Origin of the sequence: Pseudorhodobacter sp. E13, from assembly GCF_003991405.1 — a bacterium.
GTDB lineage: Bacteria > Pseudomonadota > Alphaproteobacteria > Rhodobacterales > Rhodobacteraceae > Pseudorhodobacter.
Genome location: NZ_RPEN01000151.1, coordinates 101,494 through 124,021, shown reverse-complemented (window position 1 = coordinate 124,021; position 22,528 = coordinate 101,494). Strand labels below are relative to the sequence as shown.

Annotated in this window: 23 protein-coding genes; 7 read left to right on the top strand and 16 right to left on the bottom strand. The window is 61.6% G+C overall.

Annotated features, from left to right (window positions below; genetic code table 11):
- Both EGN72_RS07000 and EGN72_RS06995 read right to left on the bottom strand, forming a co-directional pair.
- Positions 1-1,980 (bottom strand): tripartite tricarboxylate transporter permease, encoded by a 1,980-nt coding sequence (locus tag EGN72_RS07000; RefSeq protein ID WP_127045941.1) that lies wholly within the window; start codon positions 1,978-1,980, stop codon positions 1-3.
- A 121-nt stretch (positions 1,981-2,101) separates the two neighbouring features.
- Entirely contained in the window at positions 2,102-3,211 is a 1,110-nt protein-coding gene (locus EGN72_RS06995) for a tripartite tricarboxylate transporter substrate binding protein (RefSeq protein ID WP_127045940.1), read from the bottom strand.
- A gap of 170 nt (positions 3,212-3,381) precedes the next feature.
- Here EGN72_RS06995 and EGN72_RS06990 point away from each other — a divergent pair, with 170 nt between their 5' ends.
- From EGN72_RS06990 to EGN72_RS06985, 3 genes are read left to right on the top strand one after another with little or no spacing between them, the layout of a single operon-like run.
- Positions 3,382-4,053 carry a response regulator transcription factor gene (locus EGN72_RS06990; RefSeq protein WP_127045939.1) on the top strand — a complete coding sequence of 224 codons (672 nt, stop codon included), beginning with the start codon at positions 3,382-3,384 and terminating at the stop codon, positions 4,051-4,053.
- Complete coding sequence (locus EGN72_RS19470; RefSeq protein ID WP_233587062.1) at positions 4,050-4,475, top strand: sensor histidine kinase N-terminal domain-containing protein; 426 nt, start codon at positions 4,050-4,052, stop codon at positions 4,473-4,475. The genes EGN72_RS06990 and EGN72_RS19470 overlap by 4 nt, the downstream gene beginning before the upstream one ends.
- Positions 4,472-5,428, top strand: coding sequence for a HAMP domain-containing sensor histidine kinase (locus EGN72_RS06985; protein WP_233587061.1), 957 nt, complete (start codon positions 4,472-4,474; stop codon positions 5,426-5,428). The genes EGN72_RS19470 and EGN72_RS06985 overlap by 4 nt, the downstream gene beginning before the upstream one ends.
- Positions 5,429-5,531: 103 nt before the next feature.
- Here the strand turns inward: EGN72_RS06985 and EGN72_RS06980 are convergent, their stop codons facing one another.
- From EGN72_RS06980 to EGN72_RS06940, 9 genes are all read right to left on the bottom strand, one after another.
- Positions 5,532-5,804 carry a hypothetical protein gene (locus EGN72_RS06980; RefSeq protein WP_127045938.1) on the bottom strand — a complete coding sequence of 91 codons (273 nt, stop codon included), beginning with the start codon at positions 5,802-5,804 and terminating at the stop codon, positions 5,532-5,534.
- 81 nt (positions 5,805-5,885) lie between these two features.
- The gene (locus EGN72_RS06975) at positions 5,886-6,560 is read right to left on the bottom strand and encodes a PspA/IM30 family protein (RefSeq protein ID WP_127045937.1); all 675 of its coding nucleotides are present in this window, start codon (positions 6,558-6,560) and stop codon (positions 5,886-5,888) included.
- A 215-nt stretch (positions 6,561-6,775) separates the two neighbouring features.
- Positions 6,776-7,405: a TetR/AcrR family transcriptional regulator gene (locus EGN72_RS06970; RefSeq protein ID WP_127045936.1), complete on the bottom strand. Its 630-nt coding sequence runs from the start codon at positions 7,403-7,405 to the stop codon at positions 6,776-6,778.
- A gap of 64 nt (positions 7,406-7,469) precedes the next feature.
- Positions 7,470-8,705: a mandelate racemase/muconate lactonizing enzyme family protein gene (locus tag EGN72_RS06965; RefSeq protein ID WP_127045935.1), complete on the bottom strand. Its 1,236-nt coding sequence runs from the start codon at positions 8,703-8,705 to the stop codon at positions 7,470-7,472.
- A gap of 84 nt (positions 8,706-8,789) precedes the next feature.
- The gene (locus EGN72_RS06960) at positions 8,790-10,013 is read right to left on the bottom strand and encodes a TCR/Tet family MFS transporter (RefSeq protein WP_127045934.1); all 1,224 of its coding nucleotides are present in this window, start codon (positions 10,011-10,013) and stop codon (positions 8,790-8,792) included.
- Positions 10,010-10,687: an alpha/beta fold hydrolase gene (locus tag EGN72_RS06955; protein ID WP_127045933.1), complete on the bottom strand. Its 678-nt coding sequence runs from the start codon at positions 10,685-10,687 to the stop codon at positions 10,010-10,012. The genes EGN72_RS06960 and EGN72_RS06955 overlap by 4 nt, the downstream gene beginning before the upstream one ends.
- Before the next feature lie 54 nt (positions 10,688-10,741).
- A complete protein-coding gene (locus EGN72_RS06950; RefSeq protein ID WP_127045932.1) occupies positions 10,742-11,551 on the bottom strand; it encodes an alpha/beta fold hydrolase in 810 nt (269 codons plus the stop codon).
- Between the two features lie 62 nt (positions 11,552-11,613).
- Positions 11,614-11,961, bottom strand: coding sequence for a 5-aminolevulinate synthase (locus EGN72_RS06945; RefSeq protein ID WP_233587060.1), 348 nt, complete (start codon positions 11,959-11,961; stop codon positions 11,614-11,616).
- Positions 11,962-12,114: 153 nt separating this feature from the next.
- Positions 12,115-13,089 (bottom strand): threonine/serine dehydratase, encoded by a 975-nt coding sequence (locus tag EGN72_RS06940; RefSeq protein ID WP_127045931.1) that lies wholly within the window; start codon positions 13,087-13,089, stop codon positions 12,115-12,117.
- Between the two features lie 129 nt (positions 13,090-13,218).
- Here EGN72_RS06940 and EGN72_RS06935 point away from each other — a divergent pair, with 129 nt between their 5' ends.
- Complete coding sequence (locus tag EGN72_RS06935) at positions 13,219-13,890, top strand: hypothetical protein (RefSeq protein WP_127045930.1); 672 nt, start codon at positions 13,219-13,221, stop codon at positions 13,888-13,890.
- Here EGN72_RS06935 and EGN72_RS06930 read toward each other — a convergent pair.
- Together EGN72_RS06930 and EGN72_RS06925 are read right to left on the bottom strand one after the other, a co-directional pair.
- Entirely contained in the window at positions 13,862-14,707 is an 846-nt protein-coding gene (locus EGN72_RS06930) for an alpha/beta fold hydrolase (RefSeq protein WP_127045929.1), read from the bottom strand. The two genes, EGN72_RS06935 and EGN72_RS06930, sit on opposite strands and share 29 nt — an antisense overlap.
- Positions 14,704-15,390, bottom strand: coding sequence for a haloacid dehalogenase type II (locus tag EGN72_RS06925; RefSeq protein ID WP_127045928.1), 687 nt, complete (start codon positions 15,388-15,390; stop codon positions 14,704-14,706). The genes EGN72_RS06930 and EGN72_RS06925 overlap by 4 nt, the downstream gene beginning before the upstream one ends.
- 130 nt (positions 15,391-15,520) lie before the next feature.
- Here EGN72_RS06925 and EGN72_RS06920 point away from each other — a divergent pair, with 130 nt between their 5' ends.
- The 3 genes from EGN72_RS06920 (at position 15,521) to EGN72_RS06910 (ending at position 19,937) form a co-directional block, all read left to right on the top strand.
- Complete coding sequence (locus tag EGN72_RS06920; protein ID WP_199743718.1) at positions 15,521-17,305, top strand: ABC transporter transmembrane domain-containing protein; 1,785 nt, start codon at positions 15,521-15,523, stop codon at positions 17,303-17,305.
- 123 nt (positions 17,306-17,428) lie between these two features.
- Positions 17,429-17,869 carry a peptidoglycan-binding protein LysM gene (gene lysM, locus EGN72_RS06915; RefSeq protein WP_127045927.1) on the top strand — a complete coding sequence of 147 codons (441 nt, stop codon included), beginning with the start codon at positions 17,429-17,431 and terminating at the stop codon, positions 17,867-17,869.
- Between the two features lie 169 nt (positions 17,870-18,038).
- Complete coding sequence (locus EGN72_RS06910; protein WP_127045926.1) at positions 18,039-19,937, top strand: acyl-CoA synthetase; 1,899 nt, start codon at positions 18,039-18,041, stop codon at positions 19,935-19,937.
- Positions 19,938-20,030: 93 nt separating this feature from the next.
- Here EGN72_RS06910 and dtd read toward each other — a convergent pair whose 3' ends face one another.
- From dtd to EGN72_RS06895, 3 genes are all read right to left on the bottom strand, one after another.
- Positions 20,031-20,474 (bottom strand): D-aminoacyl-tRNA deacylase, encoded by a 444-nt coding sequence (dtd, locus tag EGN72_RS06905; RefSeq protein WP_127045925.1) that lies wholly within the window; start codon positions 20,472-20,474, stop codon positions 20,031-20,033.
- Positions 20,471-21,391: a carbohydrate kinase gene (locus EGN72_RS06900; protein ID WP_127045924.1), complete on the bottom strand. Its 921-nt coding sequence runs from the start codon at positions 21,389-21,391 to the stop codon at positions 20,471-20,473. The genes dtd and EGN72_RS06900 overlap by 4 nt, the downstream gene beginning before the upstream one ends.
- Positions 21,392-21,462: 71 nt before the next feature.
- Entirely contained in the window at positions 21,463-22,419 is a 957-nt protein-coding gene (locus EGN72_RS06895) for a phosphoribosylaminoimidazolesuccinocarboxamide synthase (protein WP_127045923.1), read from the bottom strand.
- Positions 22,420-22,528: the final 109 nt, after the last annotated feature.

Here is a 22,528-nt window from a genome sequence, read left to right as displayed (position 1 = left end):
TCAGCGAATGGGCCAAGGCAAGTCATAGCTGGCTTGCAGCAGACCCGATGGGAAGTTCAGGCTCAGCATATAGGCAAGGCCAAGGATAAAGCCCGCCGCCGCCACGGTCATGATCAGTGTGCGCAACCAGCTTGCCCGCGCCCGCAGCCGCAAGAAGGCGATGAAAAAGCCGATCATCGCGATGTAAAAGCCCACCAGCGCCGTTCCCGCCACCAGACCCGCAAGCCATGCAGGCCCGGTCCAGAACCAGCTGTTGCCTTCGTTGCCGACATGGTCGCCGACGATTTCATAGTCAAAAAAGGCCGGGTGATCCGCATGGCCGCGCCACAGATGCAGCAGCAAGATGCCCCCGAACACCACCCCGATCACGCCCACGCCAAGCGGGAACACCGCCCCAAGGAAGGAATGATCCAGCGCATCCCACAGCGCCATCGCAAAGAACCCGATCATCGCCAGTGCAAAGGCAATCTGCACATTGCGGCTGGTATGCGAGGTCACGGCCGCGTCCCCCGTGGGGCCGGTATCATCCACGCGGTTCTTCAGCCCGAAATAGATCGAGGCCAGCGTCAGCGCGCCGATGATCAGCACACCGGGGCGGGTCAGAAAGCCCCAGCCGTTGAACTGAAGCGCTTGGTAAAAAAAGGTTTCCGCCTGCGGGGCCAGCACAAAGCCGATCAGCAGGGCCGGGCGCGGCCAGCCAAAGCGCTTCATCATAATTCCTACAAGGCCAATCGCCAGCAGGGCCACAAGGTCCGACAGGTCGCGCGTGGCCTGAAACGCGGCAAAGCAGATCAGCGCAATCATGCAAGGCGCAAGATATTGGAACGGGACCGAGGTGAGCTTTGAAATCGGCTGGGCCAGCAACATGCAGATGCCCGCGCCCATGATATTGGCCAAAGCCAGCGACCAGATGATCGAATAGGTGATGTTCAGGTCCGGCCCCATCATCGACGGCCCCGGCTCAATCCCGATCAGGACCATGCCGCCCAGAAACACCGCCATGGACCCGGAACCGGGAATGCCGAACAGCATCGTCGGCAGCAGCGCACCGCCTTGCATCGCGTTATTGGCGCTTTCTGGTGCGATGACGCCGCGAATATCGCCCTTGCCGAAATGCGGGTTATCCTTGGTCGTCTGCACCGCATGGCCATAGGCGATCCAATCCACGACAGAGCCGCCAAGCCCGGGAATGGCCCCGATCATGCAGCCAAAGCCCGAACAGCGGATTGACAGGAACAGGTTGGACCACCAGTCCCGCAGCCCTTGAAACCAACCGCTGCCAAGGGCATTGCGCTCGGCGATGGCGGCGTTCTTGCGCAGCAGGTCAGAGATTTCGGGAATGGCAAACAGCCCAAGCCCGATGATCACCAGCGGGATACCATCATACAGATATTCGGTGCCAAAGATCATGCGGAATTCACCTGTCGCCGGGGCCGCCCCCATGGAACCGATCAGCAAGCCGACAGCCGCAGCCGCTAGCCCTTTGGGCAAGCTGCGCCCGGCCAGAACCGCCACCATCGACAGACCGAACAGCGCCAGCATGAACAGCTCTGCCGAGCCGAACATCAGGATCAGGGGCCGTGCGATCAGCACAAAGAAGGTCAGGATGAACGCGCCCACAATCCCGCCGAACAGCGAAGAAATGAACGCCGCCGACAAGGCCCGCGCCGCCTGTCCCTGCTTGGCCAGCGGAAAGCCATCCAGAACGGTTGCCTGGCTGGCGCTGGAACCGGGTATCCCCATCATAACCGAGGAGAATGTGTCAGAGGTGGGGATGACGGCGACAAGGCCGATCAACATACCCAAGGCCGAAATCGGGTCCATCCCGTAAAGGAACGGCACCAGCAGCGACAGCCCGGCAATGCCACCAAGGCCGGGAATGACGCCGATCACCAGACCGACCGAAACGCCCAGCAGCATATAGGCCATATGTTCCAGCGTCAGCAGCGTCGCAAGCGCAGTCATTAAAGTGTCGATCATGGCAATACTCCTCCGGCCCTTTCAAAAAAGGGGGCGTTATCGGGACAGTCTGGGTGGGGGCGGGGGCTGTGCGGAAAAGCAAAAGCGCGGGCCGCACAGGGGCCCGCGCCGTGGTCAAAGATCAGTCTTCGCCGAGCTTGACGCCATAGTCAGCGGCCAGCATATCGACGACCTGCTTGCGCAGTTCCGGCGAAATGACGGTGCCTTTCTTGAACAGCGCATCGGCGGCCTTGCCGACAACCTGCTCATATGTGCCCAGAACGGCCTCTTTGTTGGCCTGATATTCCGGGTCCGCTTTCATCGCCGTGATCGCTGCCTGATAGGCATCCACAATCTCTTGCGAGGTGTCTTTGGGCAGGAACACCATCTTCTGCGCCGGGAAACCAGCGGTGAAGAAGGCGAAATAGGCGTCATATTCCGGGCCCGACGGCGCATTGCCGGTCATGGTCTGATATGCCTCGCCGAAATGCGGCAGGTCGGGGAAGGTCGGGTCGCGGACAAGGTTGCCGTCGTCATCCAACACGCCCCAGCTGAACAGCGGCACGGCGGTGCCAGCATCTACCAGCGGCTGCACGTTCTTGATGTAAGCCGAGGAGGTTTGATAGTCGATATTCGTCTCGCCCCGCTCAAACGCCAGACGGCCATCGCCACGGCCCTTGAAGCCGAACACATGCTGCACCTCAAGGCCCGACTGCTTGAAGCCAAGCAGCGGCACGAGGTCAAGCGAGGTCGCGCCCTGGCTGGCATAGATCAGCTTTTGACCGGCCAGCTTGCCGATTTCCGCAGGGCTGGTGACACCGGTAGAAGGCGAGGTGTAAACAACGCCACCCGTGGGCGAGGCCATGACGATTTTCCAATTGGCATATTCATAGCGCACCCGCGGATCGCCCAGCAGATAGGGGAATTGTGTGGACCCGGAGGTGCCAAGAATGGTCAAGCCATCGGGCTTGGCGCGGGCTGCAAACAGGTTGGTGCCCTTGGTCGAACCGCCACCGAGTTCATTCACGACAACAACGGTCGGGCTGCCGGGCAGATATTTGCTCAGCAAGGGCGCGTTGAACCGTGCCCAAGTGTCAGAGCCGCCACCCGCCGAAAACGGGATGATCCATTCGATGGTCTTGCCTTCAAAGCTGACCTCGGCCGAAGCCGCCGTGCCAAAGCAGAAAGCGGCCGCCGCCCCCAGCGCAAGCCCGATGGCCCCACGGCGCGTCGTGGTGATGAAATCTGTCATGTTAGGTCCTCCCTGAACCGTTATCGCAATTCCGAAATGGGGCTTTGCTGCCACCATAAGTCGATCAAGTATCCAAGCTCCCCCTCGGGCCGGTGAGTCCTCACTCACGGGCGACTTGATATTGCGCAAGATAGCTGCGGTTCCTGTCTGGAACCTGTCGGGTGGAGCAGATGCGGATTGTCCTTGTCGAAGACAATGAACCCTTGGCACGCGGGATAGAAAATTCCCTGCGTGATCAAGGCCATGCGGTTGACTGGCTGGCAGACGGCGCAGAGGCGGATCAGTTTTTGGCAACGGCTGGGGCCGATCTGGCGATTGTCGATGTCAATCTTCCAACCTTCAGCGGCTTTGAAATTGTGCGCGCGTTGCGCAAGCGGGGCAGCACGATTCCGGTGATCCTGCTGACCGCGCGCGGCGATCTGAAAGACCGGGTCGAGGGGCTGGATGCCGGGGCCGATGACTATCTGGTCAAGCCGTTCGAAATGGCAGAGCTCAGCGCGCGGGTCCGGGCCTTGTCTCGCCGCCGGGCCGATTTGCGCAGTGGGGTTCAGACCATCGGCGCCATTCAGTTTGACCGCAGCGCCCGTGTGCTGGTGGCGCCAAGCGGCAGCATCGAGCTGCCGCGCCGGGAACTGGCGCTGTTCGAATGTCTGCTGGATCATTGGGGCCGGATCGTTTCCAAGGAACATATCGCCGATGCGCTTTATGGCGTCGGTTCGGATATGGAGGCCAATGCGGTGGAGCTGCTGATCTCGCGGTTGCGGCGCAAGTTGTCGGGAACGGGGGTGACCATCCGCACCGCGCGCGGCTTGGGCTATCTGATGGATGACCACCCCGAATGAACCATTGGTCCCTGCGCAGCCGGTTGTTCGTTCTGATCATTTTGCCCTTGATCCTTGTGGCCAGCATCGCCGCCGCCGCGCGGTTCATTCTGGCCGAACGCATGTCACAGCGGCTGTATGATGATACGTTGCTGGCCGTGGCGCTGACCATCTCTCGCGATGTGGTGCTGAGCGAAGGCGATGTGCTGACCGAACAACTGCTGAATGCGCTGACAAAGGCGCTGGGTGACCCGGTTTACTACCGCATTGAAGGGCCAGAGGGGCGCTTTGTCACCGGTTATTCCGATGCGCCCCCCTTACCTGCCGATGCGGTGGTCGACAGTGGCATCCCCTATTTCTATGACGCGGTCAGTCTGGGCGCACCGGTGCGCGTGGTCACGTTGCGCGAATTCATCGCCGAGCCGCAATTCGCGGCCGGGTGACGGTGGATGTCTGGCAAACCATCAATCAACGCGAGGCGCTGAGCCTGCATCTTCTGGCGCAATCGGTGGTCTTGATGGCGGTTGTGGTGGCGGCGGCGGGCTTGCTGGTCTGGTTCGGCATCAATCTGGGCCTGCGCCCCTTGCTGCAACTGCGCGAGGCGGTGGCGTTGCGATCCCCGGATGATCTGGGCCCGATCCGGCGCGTGGTGCCCAAAGAGGTGCGCAACCTTGTGGCCGCGATGAACTCTCTTTTCGCGCGGCTGGCCGAGGCCTTTGCCGCCCGCGATGCCTTTATCTCGGACGCGGCGCATCAGTTGCGCAACCCGGTCGCGGCCATTCTGGCGCAGGCCGAAGCCGCCGCCACCGCCCCCAACCCGCAAGAGCAGAAAAGCCGCATTGCCGAAGTGGTGGAAACCGCCCGGCGCACGGGCCGTTTGACGCAGCAATTGCTGTCGATGGAAAAGGCCCGTGGGCGCGAAAGCTCTGCCGTCTGGCGGCAGGTTGACCTGCGCGCCTTGGCCGAAGACCGCATCAAACTTTTTGCCGAGCGCGAGATGCGCAACGCGATCACCGTGTCTTTTGCGGTGACAGGGCAAGTGCAACCGCTGGAAGGCGACCCGGTGATGCTGGCCGAAGCCATTGAAAACCTGCTGGATAATGCCGCCCGCTATGGCTGCGTTGACGGGGGCGACGTTGCGTTGTCCTTGAATTATGAGGGTGGGCAAGTTGCCTTGCGCGTCACCGATAGCGGGCCGGGTATCCCGCCAGAAATGCAGGCGCGGGTGTTTGACCGGTTTTTCCGGCTGGCAGAGGATGGGTCGGGCGGCTGCGGCCTGGGCCTTGCCATAGTGCGCAAAGTGGCCGAGGCGCATGGCGGCTTTGCCCGTGTGGGCGACAGCGCAAGCGGCACCACGATCGAACTGATCCTGCCTTTGCAAGGGGCGGGGGGCTGACGCAAGCGCCACAGCCCGCGCAGGCAAAAGCCCCGCCGGGAGGGTGCGGGGCTTTCACATGCCGCGTTTTTTCACGAACGCGATAGGGGCGAAAATCGAGGGATCACTTTTCGCCGATATATTCCGCCATCAGCTTTTCGTTCTTGGCATCTTCCAGACGGGCCAGACGATCTTCGGCAATCTTGGCGTCGAAGCGGTATTTCACAAAGTTCACCAAAGCCAGCGTCAGCAGCAGGATGCCAAGGCCCCAATAGCCTTTGGTCGACAGGTCAACCGGGGCCATCCAGATCGACAGGGCGAGCATGAAGTAGGCGACAGCAACGCCGACACCGTTGAAGAACATGATTGCGGAGGTATCAGATTTTTGAGCGGCCATTTTAAAGTTCCTTGCGTGATTTGTTTCCGTATGCCCGTCAATTGGGGCGCTTTGCGGGAATTGTTGTGACATACCTAAGAATTAGGTGGCTTTTGTCTTCAGGCGGGCCATGACATCAGCAGCGGTGACACGGGTTGCGGGGCCAAAGCCTGCATCGGCCATCCGGTCGGCCAGCCCGTCATGCGACAGTTCCCGGTTGATGCCGCGCAGAATGTCGGAACGTTCAAAGGGGTCGTCGGCATTGGTAACGCGGGCAATCAGTGCTTCGGCTTCTTCAATCGCCGAGGCTTCGCCATTCGGCAGCTTCTTGATCAGGCTTTGTTCGCGGCGGATGGCGCGGGCAGTTGTGGCCCCTTGCTTCAGGTCGATGATGCGGCGATGCCCTGCCTCAACCGACTGGCGCAGCCGCACGATCTTGCTGTCCAGCCGCAGCACGGTTTCAGACCGCAGCACGCGTTCGTTTTCCATCTGGGCAAGGGCCTCGGCGGCCTGCATCGCCAGATCTTCGCGGCCTGCATCAATTGCCTCGGCGGCGCGGCGGGTCATGTCGGCGATGCGCTGGTCCAGTGTTGCCAGCAACCGCTCTTCGGCGCGCTGACGTTGGATCAGGCTGGCCAGCGTGCCCTTGGCGGCGCGCAGCCCTTCATCGGCCTCGCGGATTTTCTGGTCAATCAATTCAATGGCATAGGTGTCGCGCAGGGATTCTTCGGCGCGGGCGTTGGCACCAAGGATCAGGGTTCTAAGGGTGTTAAACATGGGTCTCTCCGTTACTGGCAATTCAGGGTTTATGGTCAATCATGAAGAAAAGACGGTGGGCTGTGTTGCGATCTAGCGGACAATCTGGGCGGGAATTTGTTTGCTCTGTGTCAGTCTATGGTCGCGGCCTTCTGTCTTTCCTTCACTCTTGAACCGTGTTCATGAATTAAACATACAGCAACTTGAACGCCGTTCAAGCATTATTTGAACGTTGTTCAGGAAATTTTGCTATGTGACGTTACGTTCGACAGCAAAATCGAGATCATGCCTTCGATTTTCTCCATCGGAACCCCGGAAATCCGGCGTTGCAGGCCCAAAAGAACGATTCCATGCACCGAGGAAAACAGCGTGCGGGTCATCATTTCGATGTCATGCCGCGAATCGTCGGGAAAAAGCCGGGCAAGGGGGGCCGCGATCAGGGCGAACAATTTGCCCAATTCCGCCAGATACCATTGCGGCACGTCCATCTCGGTCGACATTTCAAGATCGAAAAGCGCGCGCCACAGGTTCTGGTTTTCAGAGGCATAGCGCAGATAGGCCAGCGACATGGTGATCAACTCGGCTTGCGGCTTTGACGGAGGGCTTGCGGCAACCGAGGCAGCAACGGTTTTGCCCAAGGCCTGAAAGGTGCGCCCGTTCACCGCCATGATCAGCCCGTTCAGATCGGGAAAGACATTATAAATCGCTCCCACCGCGCAATCGGCCGCTTTGGCCAGATCACGCGCCTTGATCGCGCCAAGCCCCTCGGCGGCGATGCGCGCTTCGGCGATGTCGATCAGACGAAGGCGCAGATCTTCGCGGCGCTGGTCGGCTTTGCTGGGTTTTTTCGCGGGCGCGTCGGGCATGGTAGGTGACCTTTCTGAACGGGGTTCAGATTAGCCCAGACGCGCCGGAATGAAAAGCCGGGCGTCAGGTGCTGGAGGGCGCGCCCCCTTCGAAGCGATTGCCATTGGTATAATCGCAAGGCGCTTCCTGCATCTGCAAATGCAGCGCGGTGCCGGTATAGGGATGCGCGCGCGCAAGGTCTTCATCAAATTCTATGCCAAGGCCGGGGGCTTCGGGCGGGATAATGTAACCGTTCTCCCAAGTGATCGAATGTTTGATCAGCGCAAGGTGGAACGCGCCACCGGTTTCAATCGTCTCGGCGATGAGCAGATTGGGGATCGAGGCGGCGAGGTGAATATTGGCCGCCCATTCCACCGGGCCCGCGTAAAGATGCGGGGCCATTTCGGCGTTGAACACCTCGGCCATGGCGGCGATTTTCTTGGCCTCCCAGATGCCACCAACACGGCCCAAGGCCGGTTGCAGGATTTTCACGCCGCCATGGCGCAGCAACGCGCCGAATTCTGCCTTGGTGGTCATCCGTTCGCCCGTGGCCAGCGGGATGCGGACATGTTTGGCAACTTCGGCAAATTCCAGCAGATTGTCTGGCGGGATCGGTTCTTCATACCACAGCGGGGAATAGGGCTCTATCGCTTGGCCAAGGCGGATTGCGCCGGGGGTGGTGAACTGGCCATGCGTGCCGAACAAAAGGTCGGCCCGGTCGCCGACCGCCTCTCGGATGGCTTTGCAAAAGGCGACCGAGCGGGTGATATCGGACATCGCCGGGTGGTGGCCGCCGCGGATGGTATAGGGGCCTGCCGGGTCAAACTTTACGGCTGTAAAGCCAAGGTTCACAAAGCGGGTTGCGGCCTCGGCTGCGGCATCGGGGGACACCCAGAATTCCGCGCTTTCTTTGCCCGGTTCGGGGTAGAGATAGGTATAGGAGCGGATGCGGGCATTCATCTTGCCGCCCAAAAGCGCCCAGACCGGACGGTTGCGCGCCTTGCCGATGATATCCCAGCACGCCATTTCCATCCCCGAAAACGCGCCAATCACAGTTGGGTCGGGGCGCTGGGTGAAGCCCGAGGAATAGGCTCGGCGGAACATCAGCTCAATATTCTCGGGGTTTTCGCCTTCCATATGGCGGGCAAAGACATCTTCGATCACTGCGGCCATGGCTTTGGGCCCGACGGTAGAGGCATAGCATTCGCCGTAACCCACAATCCCGCAAGCGGTGGTGAGTTTGGTGAATATCCAGTAGCGCCCGCCCCAACCGGGGGCAGGGGGGGCGACGGTGAAGATTTCGAGCGATTGAAGGCGCATGACAAGGCTTTCCGTTTGTGGCCGAGCGCCGGGGGGCTTCACGCCCCCCGGACCCCCCGTGGGATATTTGCGAATAGATGAAGTCTAGGCATCGTCTTGCAGTGTTTCCTGTGGTTTCGCGACATGCAAAGCAATGGCTGCGACCATGAGCAGGGCCGCGAGCAGGAAGGGTGCGCCGGGGGCGAAGATGGCGGCATCGGGGGCGGTGAACTTGGCGAAGGTGGCGGTCATTACCAAGGGGGCGGTGATCATGGCAACCGCGTTGAGCGAACCGAGCACGCCTTGCAATTCGCCTTGGGCATTATCGGGGGTTTGGCGTGACAGCAGGGCTTGCATCGCAGGGGTGACGACGCCGCCCAAAGCGGTGATAGGGGTGAGCATAAGGGCGATGGTGCCAGAGGTGACAAGCCCCAGTGCGGTGAGTGTGGCCACATCGATCCACATGCCGAAATGCGCCGCGCGGTGTTCGCCGAAGCGTTTGATCAGCGGGCCGACCAGAAAGGCCTGACCGATGGCATAGCTGAGCCCGTAGACGCCCAGCGAATAGCCGATCATTCTGCTGTCCCAGTCGAAGCGGGCTTTGCCGAAAAAGGCCCAGATGGCGGGATAGACGTTCATGGCGATGGCGATGATGAGAAAGGTCATCAGCGGACGTTTGAGGCCGGGCAAGGCCGTCAGCGCCAGAAGCGCGCCGATGGGGTTGCCGCGCGCCAAGGTAAAGGGGCGGCGCGTGCGGTCGGTCACGGTTTCGGGCAGGACGAACAGGCCCAGCACAAGGTTGGCCAATGCCATCGCGCCTGCCGCATAGAACGGCGCGCGGGTATCAAGGCTGGCCACCAACCCGCCGATCATCGGGCCGAGGATGAAGCCTATGCCGAAGCAGGCCCCGATCAGGCCAAAGCGGCGGCCGCGATCCTCGGGCGGGGTGATATCGGCGATGAAGGCGGTTGCGGTGGATTGGGTGGCCGCTGTGATCCCCGCGATAAGCCGCGCGGCCAGCAGTAGCCAGATCGTTGGGGCCAGCGCCATCGCCAGATAGGCCAGTGCCATCATCCCCAGCGAGAGCAGCAGCACCGGGCGGCGGCCATACCAGTCGGACAATGACCCGATCACCGGGCCAAAGATAAACTGCATTACCGCGAAAGAGGTGGACAAAAGGCCGCCCCAAAGGGCGGCGCTGGCAAGGTTGCCACCCGTGACCTCTTCGATCAGGTCAGGCATGACCGGAAAGATCAACCCGATGCCGATTGCATCCAGCGTGATCGTGATCAGGATGAAAGACAGGGCAAGGCGTGGCGGGGCTGTCATGACAGTGCCTTTGCCAGTGGTTCGGGCACGGAAAAGAAGGGTGAATGGCTACTGTTCAGCCTGCGGATATCGCGCCAGCCCGCGCTCATACTGGTTTGATAGGCGGGTGGAATCGCGCGATCCGCTTCACACAGGATATAGCGTTTGGGCAGCGCCGCGCTGCGGGCTGTTACCACCAGCGGGCTGGCTTGCGGTGTGATCGCTTGCGGGGTCAGGTTCTGGCGCGCGTAATCGACCGTTTCGGCGGGGCAATCGTGATACAGCTTTTCGGTCAGCATATCGCTGCGGAAGGTAAAGCTGTCGCGGTCGGGGCTGATCTCTATCGCTTCCAGCAGCGGTTGGCTTGGCCCCGCGCGCCGCATATCCGCAAGGCTGAGGCCTGAGCGCGGCACATAGGCACAGACATAGCTGAGGGCAGCGATTTTTTCCGGCGCGCGTTCGGCGGCGGCGGTGATCGGATAGCCTGCCATGGAATGGCCGACCAGATGCACGGGTGTGGTGATCGCATCAAGGATCGCCTCGACATAGAGATCCAGCGTGACATCGGCGATGGGCGTCTTGTCGGCGCCATGGCCGGGCAGGTCGATGGCGGTGGCACCGGGCAGATGGGGCAAGACATCGCGCCAGCACCAGGCACCGTGGCAAGAGCCGTGGATCAACAGGATGGGGGGCATGCGGCATGGCCTTCGCTGGGGTCTTGGCGGGAGTGTTGCCGCGATGCCCGGCGATTACAAGGCCGGGGCGTGGCCGATGCCGTAAAGGAAAGCCGCAAGCGCGCGGGCGAAGGTTTCGGGCTGTTCGATCATCGGCAGATGGCCGGATTTGCGGATCAATTCGAACTGCGCGCCGGGGATAAGCCCGGCCAATTCGCGCACCATATCGACAGGGGTGATCGCATCTTCGCTGCTGGCGATGATCAGGCAGGGCAGGCGCAGGCTGGCGGTGGTGGTATAGAAATCGGTGCCCGCCATGGCCGCCGCACAGCCCAAAAAGCCCGCTGCCCGCCGGGCAGACAGCAGGTCGCGCCAGATCGTCATATCTTGCGCCTTGCGGTGCGCCGCCGAAAAGCTCTGCGCCAGATCGGTTTCCAAACGCGCGTCCAGACCTGCGCTTTCGGTCTGTGCGATCAGCCGGGCCCATGTGTCCTTGGTGCCAAGTTTGGTGACCGTATTGGCCAGCACCAGCCCCCGGATCAGATCAAGCCGTTTGACGGCAAGCCCCTGCGCCACCATCCCGCCGATAGCGCTGCCGACAAAGACGCAATCGCGGATGTTCAGATGGTCCAGCAGGGTTTCGGCATCGCGGATCAGCGCGCCCATGGCATAGGGTGCCGCCGGGGTAGTGGACTGGCCATGCCCGCGCAGATCATAGCAGACCAACCGCAAACCCTGCGGCATCAGGGGCAGCACTTGCGCCCAGACCCGGTGGTCAAACCCCAGCGCATGGGCAAAAACCACCGCAGGGGCCGCCGTGTCACCCGTGTCGGTATAGGCGAGGCTGTGATCGCCGATGTGAAGCTGGTGTAGCGCCGCGTCCATGCCTGACACTCCCGTTTTGCCCGCGTCTTAGCGGGGCTGGGTGCGGCACTGCAAGTCGGATTTCAGGCGTTCACCATCAGCATGCCTGCCAGCACAAGCGAGGCCCCGCCCAATTGGCGCGGGCTCATCCCCTCACCGATATACCATGCGTAAAACAGCACGATCAGGGATTCCACGCCCAGAATGGCGATATAGATCGGGCCAAGATTGACATGTCGCAGCACCGTCACCTCGCCGAAAATGGCCGCCGCAAGGCCAAGAAGGACCACGGCAATCGCCCCCCAAGACAGGGCGGTCGCGCCCATTTTCATGCCAATGGTGGCAACGCTATACCCAACGGCCGCAAATAGGATCAGCGCGATCGTGCCGGGTTGAAGCAGGGAAATTGTGGGTGCAGGAAGCATCGTCATCGGATCATCCAATCTATCGGGGCCGACTTGCCGCCCGAAGGCGCCAAGCCGGAGAAAAGGGATTTTGCTTAAAAAAGTTTTGGAAACTTCCTCAAGCCTAAGCGCTTTAGCCCCTTGTAGACAGTCAGGGATTCCGGACCTTTTGTGGTTTTCTCAGGTCACGGTTGCCATAGCGCGGGCAAAGATCGCCGGATCGACGTTCCCGCCTGAGGCAACACATATCACGTCTGGCGTGGTGATCTGTTCCCGATGATACAGCGCTGCGGCAAGGGCCACGGCCCCGCCCGGCTCTAGCACGATCTTCAGGCGTGACCATGCCAGACCGACAGCGCGCAGGGCCTCATCATCCGTTACCACGATCCCCGGTCCGCACAGCCGTTTCATGATCGGAAAGGTCAGCGCGCCGGGGGCTGGGGTCAGGATTGCATCGCATATGGACCCGGTCGGTGCCGCATTCTTCTGGATTTCACCAGTGGCAAGGCTGCGCGTTGTGTCGTCAAACCCCGCAGGTTCCGCTGGTCGCGCGCGCAATCCCGTCGCGCGTGAGGCCAGCGCCAAAGCGATGCCAGAGGTCAAGCCACCGCCGCCGCAGCACACCATCACATCGGCATGGGTGATGCCCCGGTTGGCCGCCTGCTCGGCGATTTCCAGCCCGGTGGTGCCTTGACCCGCGATCACCATCGCATCGTCAAAGGGTTTCACCAAGGTCAGCGCACGCGCATCGGCAAGCCGCGCGCCAATGGCATCGCGGTCCTCGGTCGCGCGGTCATAAAGCACCACCTCTGCCCCCAAGGCGCGGGTATTCTCGATCTTTATCTGCGGCGCATCCGTGGGCATGATGATGACAGCAGGCACGCCATGCATCCGCGCCGCCAGCGCCACCCCTTGCGCGTGATTGCCCGAGGAATAGGCGATCACCCCCCGCTTGCGGGTCTTTGCCTCCAGCGCCGACAGGGCCGACCATGCGCCGCGAAACTTGAAAGACCCGGTATGTTGCAGGCATTCGGCCTTGACCCAGACCCGACGCCCCGCAATCTCATCCAGAAAGGGAGAGCTGAGCAAAGGCGTGCGGCGCGCGTGCCCTTCCAATCTGCGGGCGGCGGCCTCTATTTCTGCGATATTTGTCATGGCTTTGCCCTTTTGTGAACTCTTTGGCCACATTGCTGGCCTGTTGGGGGGAAACAGTCAATCTTTAGCGGTTTTGTTTACGCATCATTAACGCCTTGCTTGTCACTGTTTGATGAAAGGGGGCGGATCATGCGCTGGATATTGCCGATCATATGCTGGTTCTGGGCGGTGTCTGCCCAGGCCGGGGCTTGGCCGCGCGAGGCGGGCAGTTTCTTTGTGTCGCTTTCGGTCGATCAGGCGCGCGCCCAGCTTTATGCCGAATATGGCATGAAAGGTGACTGGACGATGGGGGTTGAGGTGTCGATGCCCAAAGGCCGGCGCTTGCCCGATGTCACCGGCTTCATGTATCGCCCGATCTGGCGCGGCGCGGGCGGGGCCATCCTGTCCTTCGGGCTGGCGATGGAACAGCGCGAAACCCATGCTGCCGCCGTCTGGCCGATTTTGAAAGGCGAGGCCGAGATTGCCACCCGCGCGGGGCTGTTCTGGGGCAAGGGCTTTCAAACCGGGTGGGGCGATGGCTGGGCCGCCGTGGATGCGCAGGTGGAACGGCTAGTCACCACCGATTGGCTGAACGAAGGGCTGACCTATAAGCTGGACGCCAGCATCGGGCTGAAACCGACCAAGCGGCTGATGCTGATCGCGCAGGCACAGGCCTGGCGGCGGGCTGATACGCAAATGCTGCGGCTGGAAACCACCGCAGGCTGGTCCATGGGTAAGGCAACACTGGTGCTGCAACCATCGGTCGGGGTGATTGGCCCGAAAGACCCGCGCGTCAAGCTGGGGCTGTGGGTGGAGTTTTGATCGCGCCCAGGAAGCTGTGCAAAACGGCCACGGCCTCGGGTTCATCCAGAAACGGAATATGCGCCCGGTCCGGCACATTGGCAAAGCACATATCCGGGCGGCGGCGGCGCATTTCATCGGCACAGGCTTGCGACAACAGGTCGGAATTGCCGCCCCGGATCAGCGCAAGGGGCAACCCCGCGCAGGCGTCAAACAGCGGCCAAAGGTCCACCTCTGGCCCTTTGAAGGCGTTGAGGAAACTTTCGCGCAGCGCCGGATCATAGGTTATGCGCAGCCCTTCCGGGGTTGCGGTGTAATGCAGCCGCGCCTCCTCCAGCCAGCGGCTTGCGGGCACATTGTCAAAGCCGGGCATGTTGCGCGGCAGGGCCTCGGCCAGCGCCGCATGGGTTTTGGCATTGGGGTTGCGCCCCACATAATCCATGATCCGCTCTAACCCCGGCTTATGGATTTCCGGCCCGATATCGTTGAAGCAGATGCCCAGAATACGATCCCGCGCCGTGGCGGCCAGCACCATCGCAATCAGCCCCCCGCGCGAGGTGCCCAGCAGCGCCGCTTGCGCCACGCCCAGATGGTCCAGCAATTCCAGCGCGTCCTTACCCTCTTGCGGGACGGTATAGGTGGCGGCCCCGGTCCAGGCACTTTCGCCGCGCCCGCGGTAATCCATGCGGATCAGACGGCAGGGCGGCAGATGCGGGACCATATAGTCAAAATCGCCCATCGTCCGGGTCAGCCCCGGCAGGCACAACAGCGGCAACCCTTCGCCTTCATCGCGGTAAGCGATACGGGTGCCATCGGAGGTGGTGAAAAACTGGGTCATAGACGGCCTGCAAGTTGGGGGATTTCGGTAAGATCGGGCAACACATGGCCGGGCTGTGCGGGCAGCCTGTCCATCGGCAGGCCCGCGCGGTTGACCCAAGCGGTGGCAAAGCCGAAGGCCGCGCCCGAGCAGACATCCCAACCGTTGGACGACACAAACAAAACCTGATCGGGCCTTGTGCCAAACCGGCTGCCAACCAACTGATACACCTTGGCAGAGGGTTTGAAGATACCCACATCCTCAACCGACAGCACCGCATCCAGTTGCGTGCCAATACCCGCCGAGGCGATGGCAGAGGCCAGCATCGCCGGGCTGCCATTTGACAAGATCGCCGTGGCAAAGCCCTGCGCCTTCAGCCGGGCCAGCATCTGCGGCACTTCTGCGTAGGCTGGCAATTCATCATAAAGCGCCATCAGCCGGCTGCGCAGCGCGGGATCGTCAAGGCCCGCCGCCTCCATCGCCCAATCCAGCCCATCTTCGGTTACACGCCGGAAATCGCAATGGTCGCCCGTGACGGCGCGCAGCCAAGTGTATTCCAATTGCTTGCGCCGCCAATCCTCGGCCAAGCGCGGCCAAAGATCGGCAAGCACCTCTTGCCCCGGCTCTTTCGCCGCTTGGCGCGCGGCCCCGGCCACATCGAACAAGGTGCCATAGGCATCAAAAACGCAGGTGGTGATGGTCATGCTGAGCCTTTCGTTTTGCCGAAACTGGCACAAGCGGCGGGCCGGGGAAAGGGGGCGCGGCAATCGCGCGACTTGATAGCGGCGGCGGCAGGGCCTAAAGGGAAGCGTTGCAAATAAAGGGCAGATGGATATGGCAAGAAACCCGGTGGTTCTGGAAGAGCGGGAAAAATCCAAACGCGTGGGGGCGCTGCGGGGCCTTGCGCCTTTCCTTGCGCCCTATCGCCCTTTGGTCATCGGGGCCATTCTTGCGCTGATCGTCACGGCCTGCGTCTCGCTGGCGCTGCCTTTGGCGGTGCGCCGGGTGGTGGATGGCTTTGCCGCCGATAACGCAGCACTGCTGGACCAGTATTTCGCCGCCGCCCTTGTGATCGCCATGCTTTTGGCGCTGGGCACGGGCGCGCGCTATTACCTTGTCACCCGGCTGGGGGAACGGGTCGTCGCCGATATCCGCAAATCGCTGTTCGACAAGGTCATGGGCATGAGCCCGGCCTTCTTTGAACGCCTGATGACGGGTGAGGTGCTTAGCCGTCTGACCACCGACACCACACTGATCCTGTCGGTCATCGGCTCGTCCGTTTCCATCGCGCTGCGCAATGTGCTGATCTTTCTGGGCGGGATGGTGGCCTTGCTGCTGACCTCGGCCAAGCTGACGGGGCTGGTGCTGCTGATCGTGCCGGGGGTGATCGTGCCGATCATCATTCTGGGCCGCCGCCTGCGGGGCCTTAGCCGCGAAAATCAGGACCTGATCGCCGCAAGCTCTGGCAATGCCTCCGAGGCGCTGCTGTCGGTGCAAACGGTGCAGGCCTTCACGCATGAAGACCCGTCGCGCGCGACCTTCGCGGATATGACCGAAAAATCCTATCTGTCGGCGCAAAAGCGCATCGGCACGCGGGCGCTGATGACGGTGATCGTGATTTTCCTGATCTTTACCGGCGTTGTCTGCGTGCTGTGGATCGGCGCGCGCGATGTGCGGGCAGGAGTAATGAGCCCCGGCGAATTGGTGCAATTCCTGATCTATTCGGTGATGGTGGCCGGTGCGGTCGGCGCGCTGTCCGAGATTTGGGGCGAATTGCAGCGTGCCGCTGGCGCGACCGAACGCTTGGTAGAGCTGCTCTCTGCCGCCGATACGGTGCTGGACCCGGTGCACCCTGTGGCCCTGCCGCGCCCGGTCAAAGGTGCAATTGCGTTTGAGGCGGTGCAATTCCGCTATCCGGCCCGCCCCGAAACCAGCGCGCTGGACGGGGTGGACCTGACGGTGGCGCCGGGGGAAACCGTGGCGCTGGTGGGCCCTTCTGGCGCAGGCAAAACCACGATCTTGCAGCTTATTCTGCGGTTTTATGATCCGCAGCAAGGCCGCGTTTTGCTGGACGGGATCAACCTTGCCGATATGACGCGCGCCGAATTCCGCCGCGCGATTGCGCTGGTGCCGCAAGACCCGGTGATCTTTGGCGCCTCTGCGCGGGAAAACATCCGCTTTGGCCGCCCAGAGGCAACCGATGCCGAGATTGAGGCCGCCGCCAAAGCCGCCGCCGCGCATGACTTCCTGACCGCGCTGCCGCAAGGCTATGACACCTTTGTCGGTGAGCGCGGCGTGATGCTGTCGGGCGGGCAAAAGCAACGCATTGCCATCGCCCGCGCCATTCTGCGCGATGCGCCGGTGCTGCTGCTGGACGAGGCGACAAGTGCGCTGGATGCAGAATCCGAACGCGCGGTGCAGGCGGCGGTGGACGAGCTGTCCCGCTCTCGCACCACGATTGTCGTCGCGCACCGGCTTGCCACCGTAAAAAAGGCCGACCGGATCGTGGTGTTTGATGCAGGCCGTATCGTGGCCACCGGCACCCATGACGAACTGGTCGCGCAAGACGGGCTTTACGCGCGCCTCGCCCGGTTGCAATTCACCGATGGGCAGGGCTAAGGGGGAAAAACCGCGTCTTTTTCCCCTCTGCTTCCACATTCCGGCATTGCACCGCGATATTCCTGCGCCATACTGCGCGCTATAAGGGGCCGTTTGCCCCATGAACCAAGAGGGAGTTTTACCATGGGTGTTTGGAGTTTTGTGAAAGACGCGGGCAAATCGCTGTTCGGGGGCAAGGCAGAAGCGGCCGAAGCACCGAATGCGGATGCGCTGAAAGCCGAGGTCAAGAACCTTGGGCTGGATACGACCGGCATGGACATCAAGGTGGGCGATGATGGCAAGGTTGTCGTCTCGGGCAAGGCTGTCAGCCAGGAAGTGAAAGAAAAGGTCATTCTGGCCGTGGGCAATGTCGCCGGCGTCGGCGAAGTGCAGGACGACGTGCCGGACGCCGGTGCAGCACCTGTGTTCCACGAGGTCAAGAAGGGCGACACGCTGTCGGCCATCGCGAAAAAGACCCTTGGCAATGCCAATCGCTACAACGAAATCTTTGAGGCCAACCGCCCGATGCTGAGCCACCCGGACAAGATTTATCCGGGCCAGATGCTGCGCATCCCGCAGGCCTGAGGCCCGCAACACCGGCCGGCAAGGGGCGCTTTTTGCGCCCCTTTTTCATTTCACCGCTTTTACGTTGCGTTTCCCCGAACGGTCTTTGCTTGCGGGAAAGGCAAAAACCGCCCATCTTTGATGCAAAAAGCACCTGACTTAAAAAATCAGGTAAAGGGGAGGAAGTTTAATGAACGTTTTCAGAACGGTTGCCGACCGTGACGCCATCGAGGCGGAAAAGCCTTGGGCCGAGCGGGACACCGCCAAATCCATCTACCAATTCCTGAGCCGCACCCGCGATGCGCATGGCAGCAAGGCCGCGATCAGCTTTCAGTTGTTTTCGGGGCCTGCCGACAAGGCCGAAACCCTGACATGGGCGCAATATCACGCCAAGGCGACACAGGCCGCGAACCTGTTTCGCAGCCTTGGAGTGGGGCCGGGGGATGTTGTGGCCTATATCCTGCCCAATTCCATGGAAACGGCTGTGGCGGTTCTGGGCGGGTCTATCGCGGGGATCGTGAACCCGATCAACCCGTTGCTGGATGCCGATCAGATCAGCTCTATCCTGCGGGAAACCAAGGCCAAAGTGGTCGTGACGCTGCGCGCCTTTCCCAAAACCGATGTGGCGCAAAAGGTGGCCGAGGCGGTGCGCCACGCCCCCGGCGTGAAAACCGTGCTGGAGGTTGATCTTAACCGCTATCTGACCCCACCGAAAAGCTGGATCGTGCCTTTGGTGCGGCCCAAGAACCCGGTGGCGCATAACGCAACAATCAAGAATTTTGTGGCCGAACTGGCCAAGCAGCCCTCGGACCGCCTGACCTTCGAGGATGTGACCGAGGACCGCGTCGCCGCCTATTTCCACACCGGCGGCACGACGGGCATGCCGAAAGTGGCGCAGCACAAGGTTTCGGGCATGGTCTATAACGGTTGGCTGGGCGCGAAGCTGATGTTCAAATCCTCGGATGTGGTGATCTGCCCGCTGCCGATGTTCCATGTCTTTGCCATCTATCCGATCCTGATGTCGATGATCGCCAGCGGCGGGCATGTGGTGTTCCCCACACCTGCGGGCTATCGCGGCGATGGAGTGTTCGACAATTTCTGGAAACTGGTGGAACGGTGGAAGATCACCTATATGATCACCGTGCCCACCGCCCTGTCCGCCCTGATGCAGCGCCCGGTGAATGCCGATATCAGCAGCTTGCGCGGCGCGTTTTCCGGCTCGGCCCCGCTGCCGCTGGAATTGTATAAACGCTTTGAAAAAGCAACAGGTGTGCAAATCATCGAAGGCTATGGCCTGACCGAATGCACTTGCCTTGTGTCTTGTAACCCGCCGGAAGGGAACAAGAAAATCGGTTCTGTCGGGATTCCGCTGCCCTATACACATGTTCGAATTCTGCATATGGACGGCGCAGGCGGCGTTACCGATTGTGGCATTGATCAGGTCGGCGAAATCTGTGTCGCCAATCCCGGTGTCTTCCCCGGATCCACCTATACCGAGCAGGACAAGAACCACGATCTGTTTGCCGAGGGGCTTTACCTGCGCACCGGCGATCTGGGGCGGATGGATGCCGAAGGCTATTTGTATATCACCGGACGGGCGAAGGACCTGATCATTCGCGGCGGCCATAACATCGACCCCGCCGAGATCGAAGAAGCGCTGGCAGGCCATGAGGCGGTTGCCATGGTGGGTGCCATCGGTCAGCCCGATGCTCATGCGGGCGAGATCCCTTGCGCCTATGTCGAACTGGTGAAAGACGCCGAGGTGACGCCAGCCGAGCTGATGGAATTTGCCCGTGCGCATATTCATGAGCGCGCCGCCGTGCCGAAGGTGATCGAGATTCTGGACGAATTGCCCAAAACCGCTGTGGGCAAAGTGTTCAAACCCGATCTGCGCCGCTTGGCCATCACCCGGATTTACAATGAGGCGCTGAAGGCCGCCAATGTTCCGGTGCAGGTGGTAAGTGTGATCGAGGATAAAAAGCGCGGTCTGGTCGCGCAAGTGTCGCGCGGCGAAGGCGTCGGCGATGCGGCGGTGACCGAGGTGCTGGGCCAGTTTGTGCGCCCGTGGGAATGGGCCAAAGAGAGCTGAGGCTATTGCTGAAGCGGGGAGGGGGGCTGTCTGCCCCCCTTTTCCTTACGGAAAATTCCCCCCGAGGATATTTTTGCCGAAAAGAAAGTAGCGTCAGCTAGCCGTATCCAGCCAGATGGTCACAGGCCCCGCATTGGTCAGGCTGATATCCATATCCGCGCCGAATGAGCCATTGGCAACCGGGATGCCTTGGGCGGCGACGGCCTTGGAGAAATACTCATAAAGGCGGCGCCCGTCTTCGGGGGCGGCGGCGGGGGAAAAGCCGGGGCGGTTGCCGCGCGATGTATCGGCGGCCAATGTGAACTGGCTGACAATCAGCGCGCCGCCGCCGGTATCTTTGAGCGACAGGTTCATCTTGTCGGCATCATCCTTGAAGATGCGCAGCTTGGCGATTTTCGCGGCAAGCTGGTCGGCCTCGGCCTCGGTATCGCCTTGCATTGCACAGATCAGGATCAGCAGGCCGGGGCCGATTTCACCGATGGTTTCCCCTTTGACCGCGACAGAGGCGTGGTGCACCCGTTGCAGTAGCGCCCTCATAGTTCCTTGGCCCAAGGCGGGTTGGCACCGGGGCGCGAGACAGTGACAGCCGCTGCGCGCGTGCCAAGGCTGAGGGCGGCATCGAGCGTGGCATCCGGCAGATTGGCCAGCGCCGCTTTGGTTAGTGCGCCCGCCGTTTCCAGCGCCGCCAAAGCGCCTGCGTTGAACGTATCGCCTGCGCCCACCGTATCGGCCACCGTGACCTTGGTTGCGGCGACAAAGCGGTTTTGCGTGGCGGTCAGCGCCCGTGCGCCTGCGGCCCCCTCGGTCAGGAACAGCACCTTGGGCCCGCGGGCCAGCAGCTTGCGCCCCACCTCGACCAGATCACCGGGGCCTTCCAGCCAATGCAGGTCTTCGTCGCTGAGTTTCACGATATCGGCTTGGGCCAACATTCCGTTGATCCGGGCGCGATAGGCCGCTTCATCCTTGATGAAGCTGGGGCGGATATTCGGGTCGATCATGGTGACGCGCGCGGCAGATTCGCGGGCCTGCAAGGCGGCATAGGCCCCGGCAGCGGGGTCATTGACCAACGAGATGCCGCCAAAGAACAGCGTTGTCACCGCATCCGGCAGCACCGGCAGATCAGCCACCGACAACAGCCGCCCGGCGGTGTTCTCATCATAGAACGCATAGCTCGCCTGTCCGTTCACCAGCTTGACAAAGGCCAGCGTTGTGGGCCGGTCTGAGCGCGCGGCAAGGCTGGTATCGACGCCAGAGGCGGTCAGGCTGTCGGTCAGCATCTCGCCGAACAGGTCATTGGACAGGCCCGAGAAGAACCCCGATGCCGCCCCCAGACGGCCAAGCGCGATGGCCGTGTTGAACACAGCGCCACCGGGATAGGGGGCAAAGGCGGCCTCATCCGCCGTGGTCTGGCGTGGCAACATGTCGATCAGGGCTTCGCCGCAACAAAGGATCATCGGAACATTCCTGTTTGAAGGTTTGCGCAATCATAGGGCGTTCCGCCTGTTAGCGCAAACATGATTGCGGGTCAGGCGAAAAACCGCCGCAAATTGCCGCGCACCCGGTCCAGCACGGTGGCCCCGCTGGTATCGGGGACAAAGGTTTCGCCGGTGATCGCCTCATAGGCGTCAATATAGACCTGGGCGGTGGCTGCGATCATCTCCGCCGGGATTTCGGGGATCGGATCGTGATAGGGGTCGCAGCGCGCGACCACCCAGGACCGGATGACATCCTTGTCAAAGGAGGGCGGGCGGGTGCCGTTTTCCAGTGCTTCGGCATAGCCATCGGCCAGCCAGTAGCGAGAGCTGTCGGGGGTATGGATTTCATCGGCCAGCAAGATGGTGCCTTCGGCATCGGTGCCGAATTCATATTTCGTATCCACAAGGATCAGCCCACGCTTGGCGGCCATCTGTTGCCCACGGGCAAACAGGGACAAGGCGACGGATGAGACGCGGTCCCATTGCGCTTGGGTCAGCAAACCTTGGCTGATGATCTCGGCGGCGGTCAGCGGCTCATCATGGCCGCCGTCAAAGGCCTTGGAGGTGGGTGTGATGATCGGCTGCGGCAAGGCCTGATTGTCGCGCAACCCATCGGGCAGGCTGTGGCCATACATCTGCCGTTGGCCCTTTTTATACAGAGTCAGGATAGAGGTTCCGGTGCTGCCTGCCAAATAGCCCCGCACGACGATTTCCACCGGCAGGATGGTTAGTTTCTTGCCGATCACGACATTCGGGTCGGGGTATTCCAACACATGATTGGGGCAGATATCGGCGGTGTGATCGAACCAGTAACGCGCGGTCTGGGTCAGCACCTGGCCCTTGTAGGGGATCGCGGCGAGGATGCGATCAAAGGCCGAAATCCGATCCGAGGAGATCAGGATACGGCGATCATCCGGCAGGTCATAGCAATCGCGGACCTTGCCGAAATAGGGGTTCGGAAGCTCAGGGATGCGGGCGTGATCGAGGGTGCGGTTCAGGTCGGTCATCTGGGCCTCCTATCGGTTGGCGTCCTTTTAGGCGGGGCAGGGCGAGAGTCAATCTTTGCTGTGGAGAAGCTGCGCCTTTCCGCAACTCTCCGCGCGCGGAGAGTTGGGT

Excerpts from the sequence above, each read along its gene's own strand:
- EGN72_RS07000 (WP_127045941.1), bottom strand. The coding sequence starts at position 1,980 with ATGATCGACACTTTAATGACTGCGCTTGCGACGCTGCTGACGCTGGAA.
- EGN72_RS06995 (WP_127045940.1), bottom strand. The coding sequence starts at position 3,211 with ATGACAGATTTCATCACCACGACGCGCCGTGGGGCCATCGGGCTTGCG.
- EGN72_RS06990 (WP_127045939.1), top strand. The coding sequence starts at position 3,382 with ATGCGGATTGTCCTTGTCGAAGACAATGAACCCTTGGCACGCGGGATA.
- EGN72_RS19470 (WP_233587062.1), top strand. The coding sequence starts at position 4,050 with ATGAACCATTGGTCCCTGCGCAGCCGGTTGTTCGTTCTGATCATTTTG.
- EGN72_RS06980 (WP_127045938.1), bottom strand. The coding sequence starts at position 5,804 with ATGGCCGCTCAAAAATCTGATACCTCCGCAATCATGTTCTTCAACGGT.
- EGN72_RS06975 (WP_127045937.1), bottom strand. The coding sequence starts at position 6,560 with ATGTTTAACACCCTTAGAACCCTGATCCTTGGTGCCAACGCCCGCGCC.
- EGN72_RS06970 (WP_127045936.1), bottom strand. The coding sequence starts at position 7,405 with ATGCCCGACGCGCCCGCGAAAAAACCCAGCAAAGCCGACCAGCGCCGC.
- EGN72_RS06965 (WP_127045935.1), bottom strand. The coding sequence starts at position 8,705 with ATGCGCCTTCAATCGCTCGAAATCTTCACCGTCGCCCCCCCTGCCCCC.
- EGN72_RS06960 (WP_127045934.1), bottom strand. The coding sequence starts at position 10,013 with ATGACAGCCCCGCCACGCCTTGCCCTGTCTTTCATCCTGATCACGATC.
- EGN72_RS06955 (WP_127045933.1), bottom strand. The coding sequence starts at position 10,687 with ATGCCCCCCATCCTGTTGATCCACGGCTCTTGCCACGGTGCCTGGTGC.
- EGN72_RS06950 (WP_127045932.1), bottom strand. The coding sequence starts at position 11,551 with ATGGACGCGGCGCTACACCAGCTTCACATCGGCGATCACAGCCTCGCC.
- EGN72_RS06945 (WP_233587060.1), bottom strand. The coding sequence starts at position 11,961 with ATGACGATGCTTCCTGCACCCACAATTTCCCTGCTTCAACCCGGCACG.
- EGN72_RS06940 (WP_127045931.1), bottom strand. The coding sequence starts at position 13,089 with ATGACAAATATCGCAGAAATAGAGGCCGCCGCCCGCAGATTGGAAGGG.
- EGN72_RS06935 (WP_127045930.1), top strand. The coding sequence starts at position 13,219 with ATGCGCTGGATATTGCCGATCATATGCTGGTTCTGGGCGGTGTCTGCC.
- EGN72_RS06930 (WP_127045929.1), bottom strand. The coding sequence starts at position 14,707 with ATGACCCAGTTTTTCACCACCTCCGATGGCACCCGTATCGCTTACCGC.
- EGN72_RS06925 (WP_127045928.1), bottom strand. The coding sequence starts at position 15,390 with ATGACCATCACCACCTGCGTTTTTGATGCCTATGGCACCTTGTTCGAT.
- EGN72_RS06920 (WP_199743718.1), top strand. The coding sequence starts at position 15,521 with ATGGCAAGAAACCCGGTGGTTCTGGAAGAGCGGGAAAAATCCAAACGC.
- lysM (WP_127045927.1), top strand. The coding sequence starts at position 17,429 with ATGGGTGTTTGGAGTTTTGTGAAAGACGCGGGCAAATCGCTGTTCGGG.
- EGN72_RS06910 (WP_127045926.1), top strand. The coding sequence starts at position 18,039 with ATGAACGTTTTCAGAACGGTTGCCGACCGTGACGCCATCGAGGCGGAA.
- dtd (WP_127045925.1), bottom strand. The coding sequence starts at position 20,474 with ATGAGGGCGCTACTGCAACGGGTGCACCACGCCTCTGTCGCGGTCAAA.
- EGN72_RS06900 (WP_127045924.1), bottom strand. The coding sequence starts at position 21,391 with ATGATCCTTTGTTGCGGCGAAGCCCTGATCGACATGTTGCCACGCCAG.
- EGN72_RS06895 (WP_127045923.1), bottom strand. The coding sequence starts at position 22,419 with ATGACCGACCTGAACCGCACCCTCGATCACGCCCGCATCCCTGAGCTT.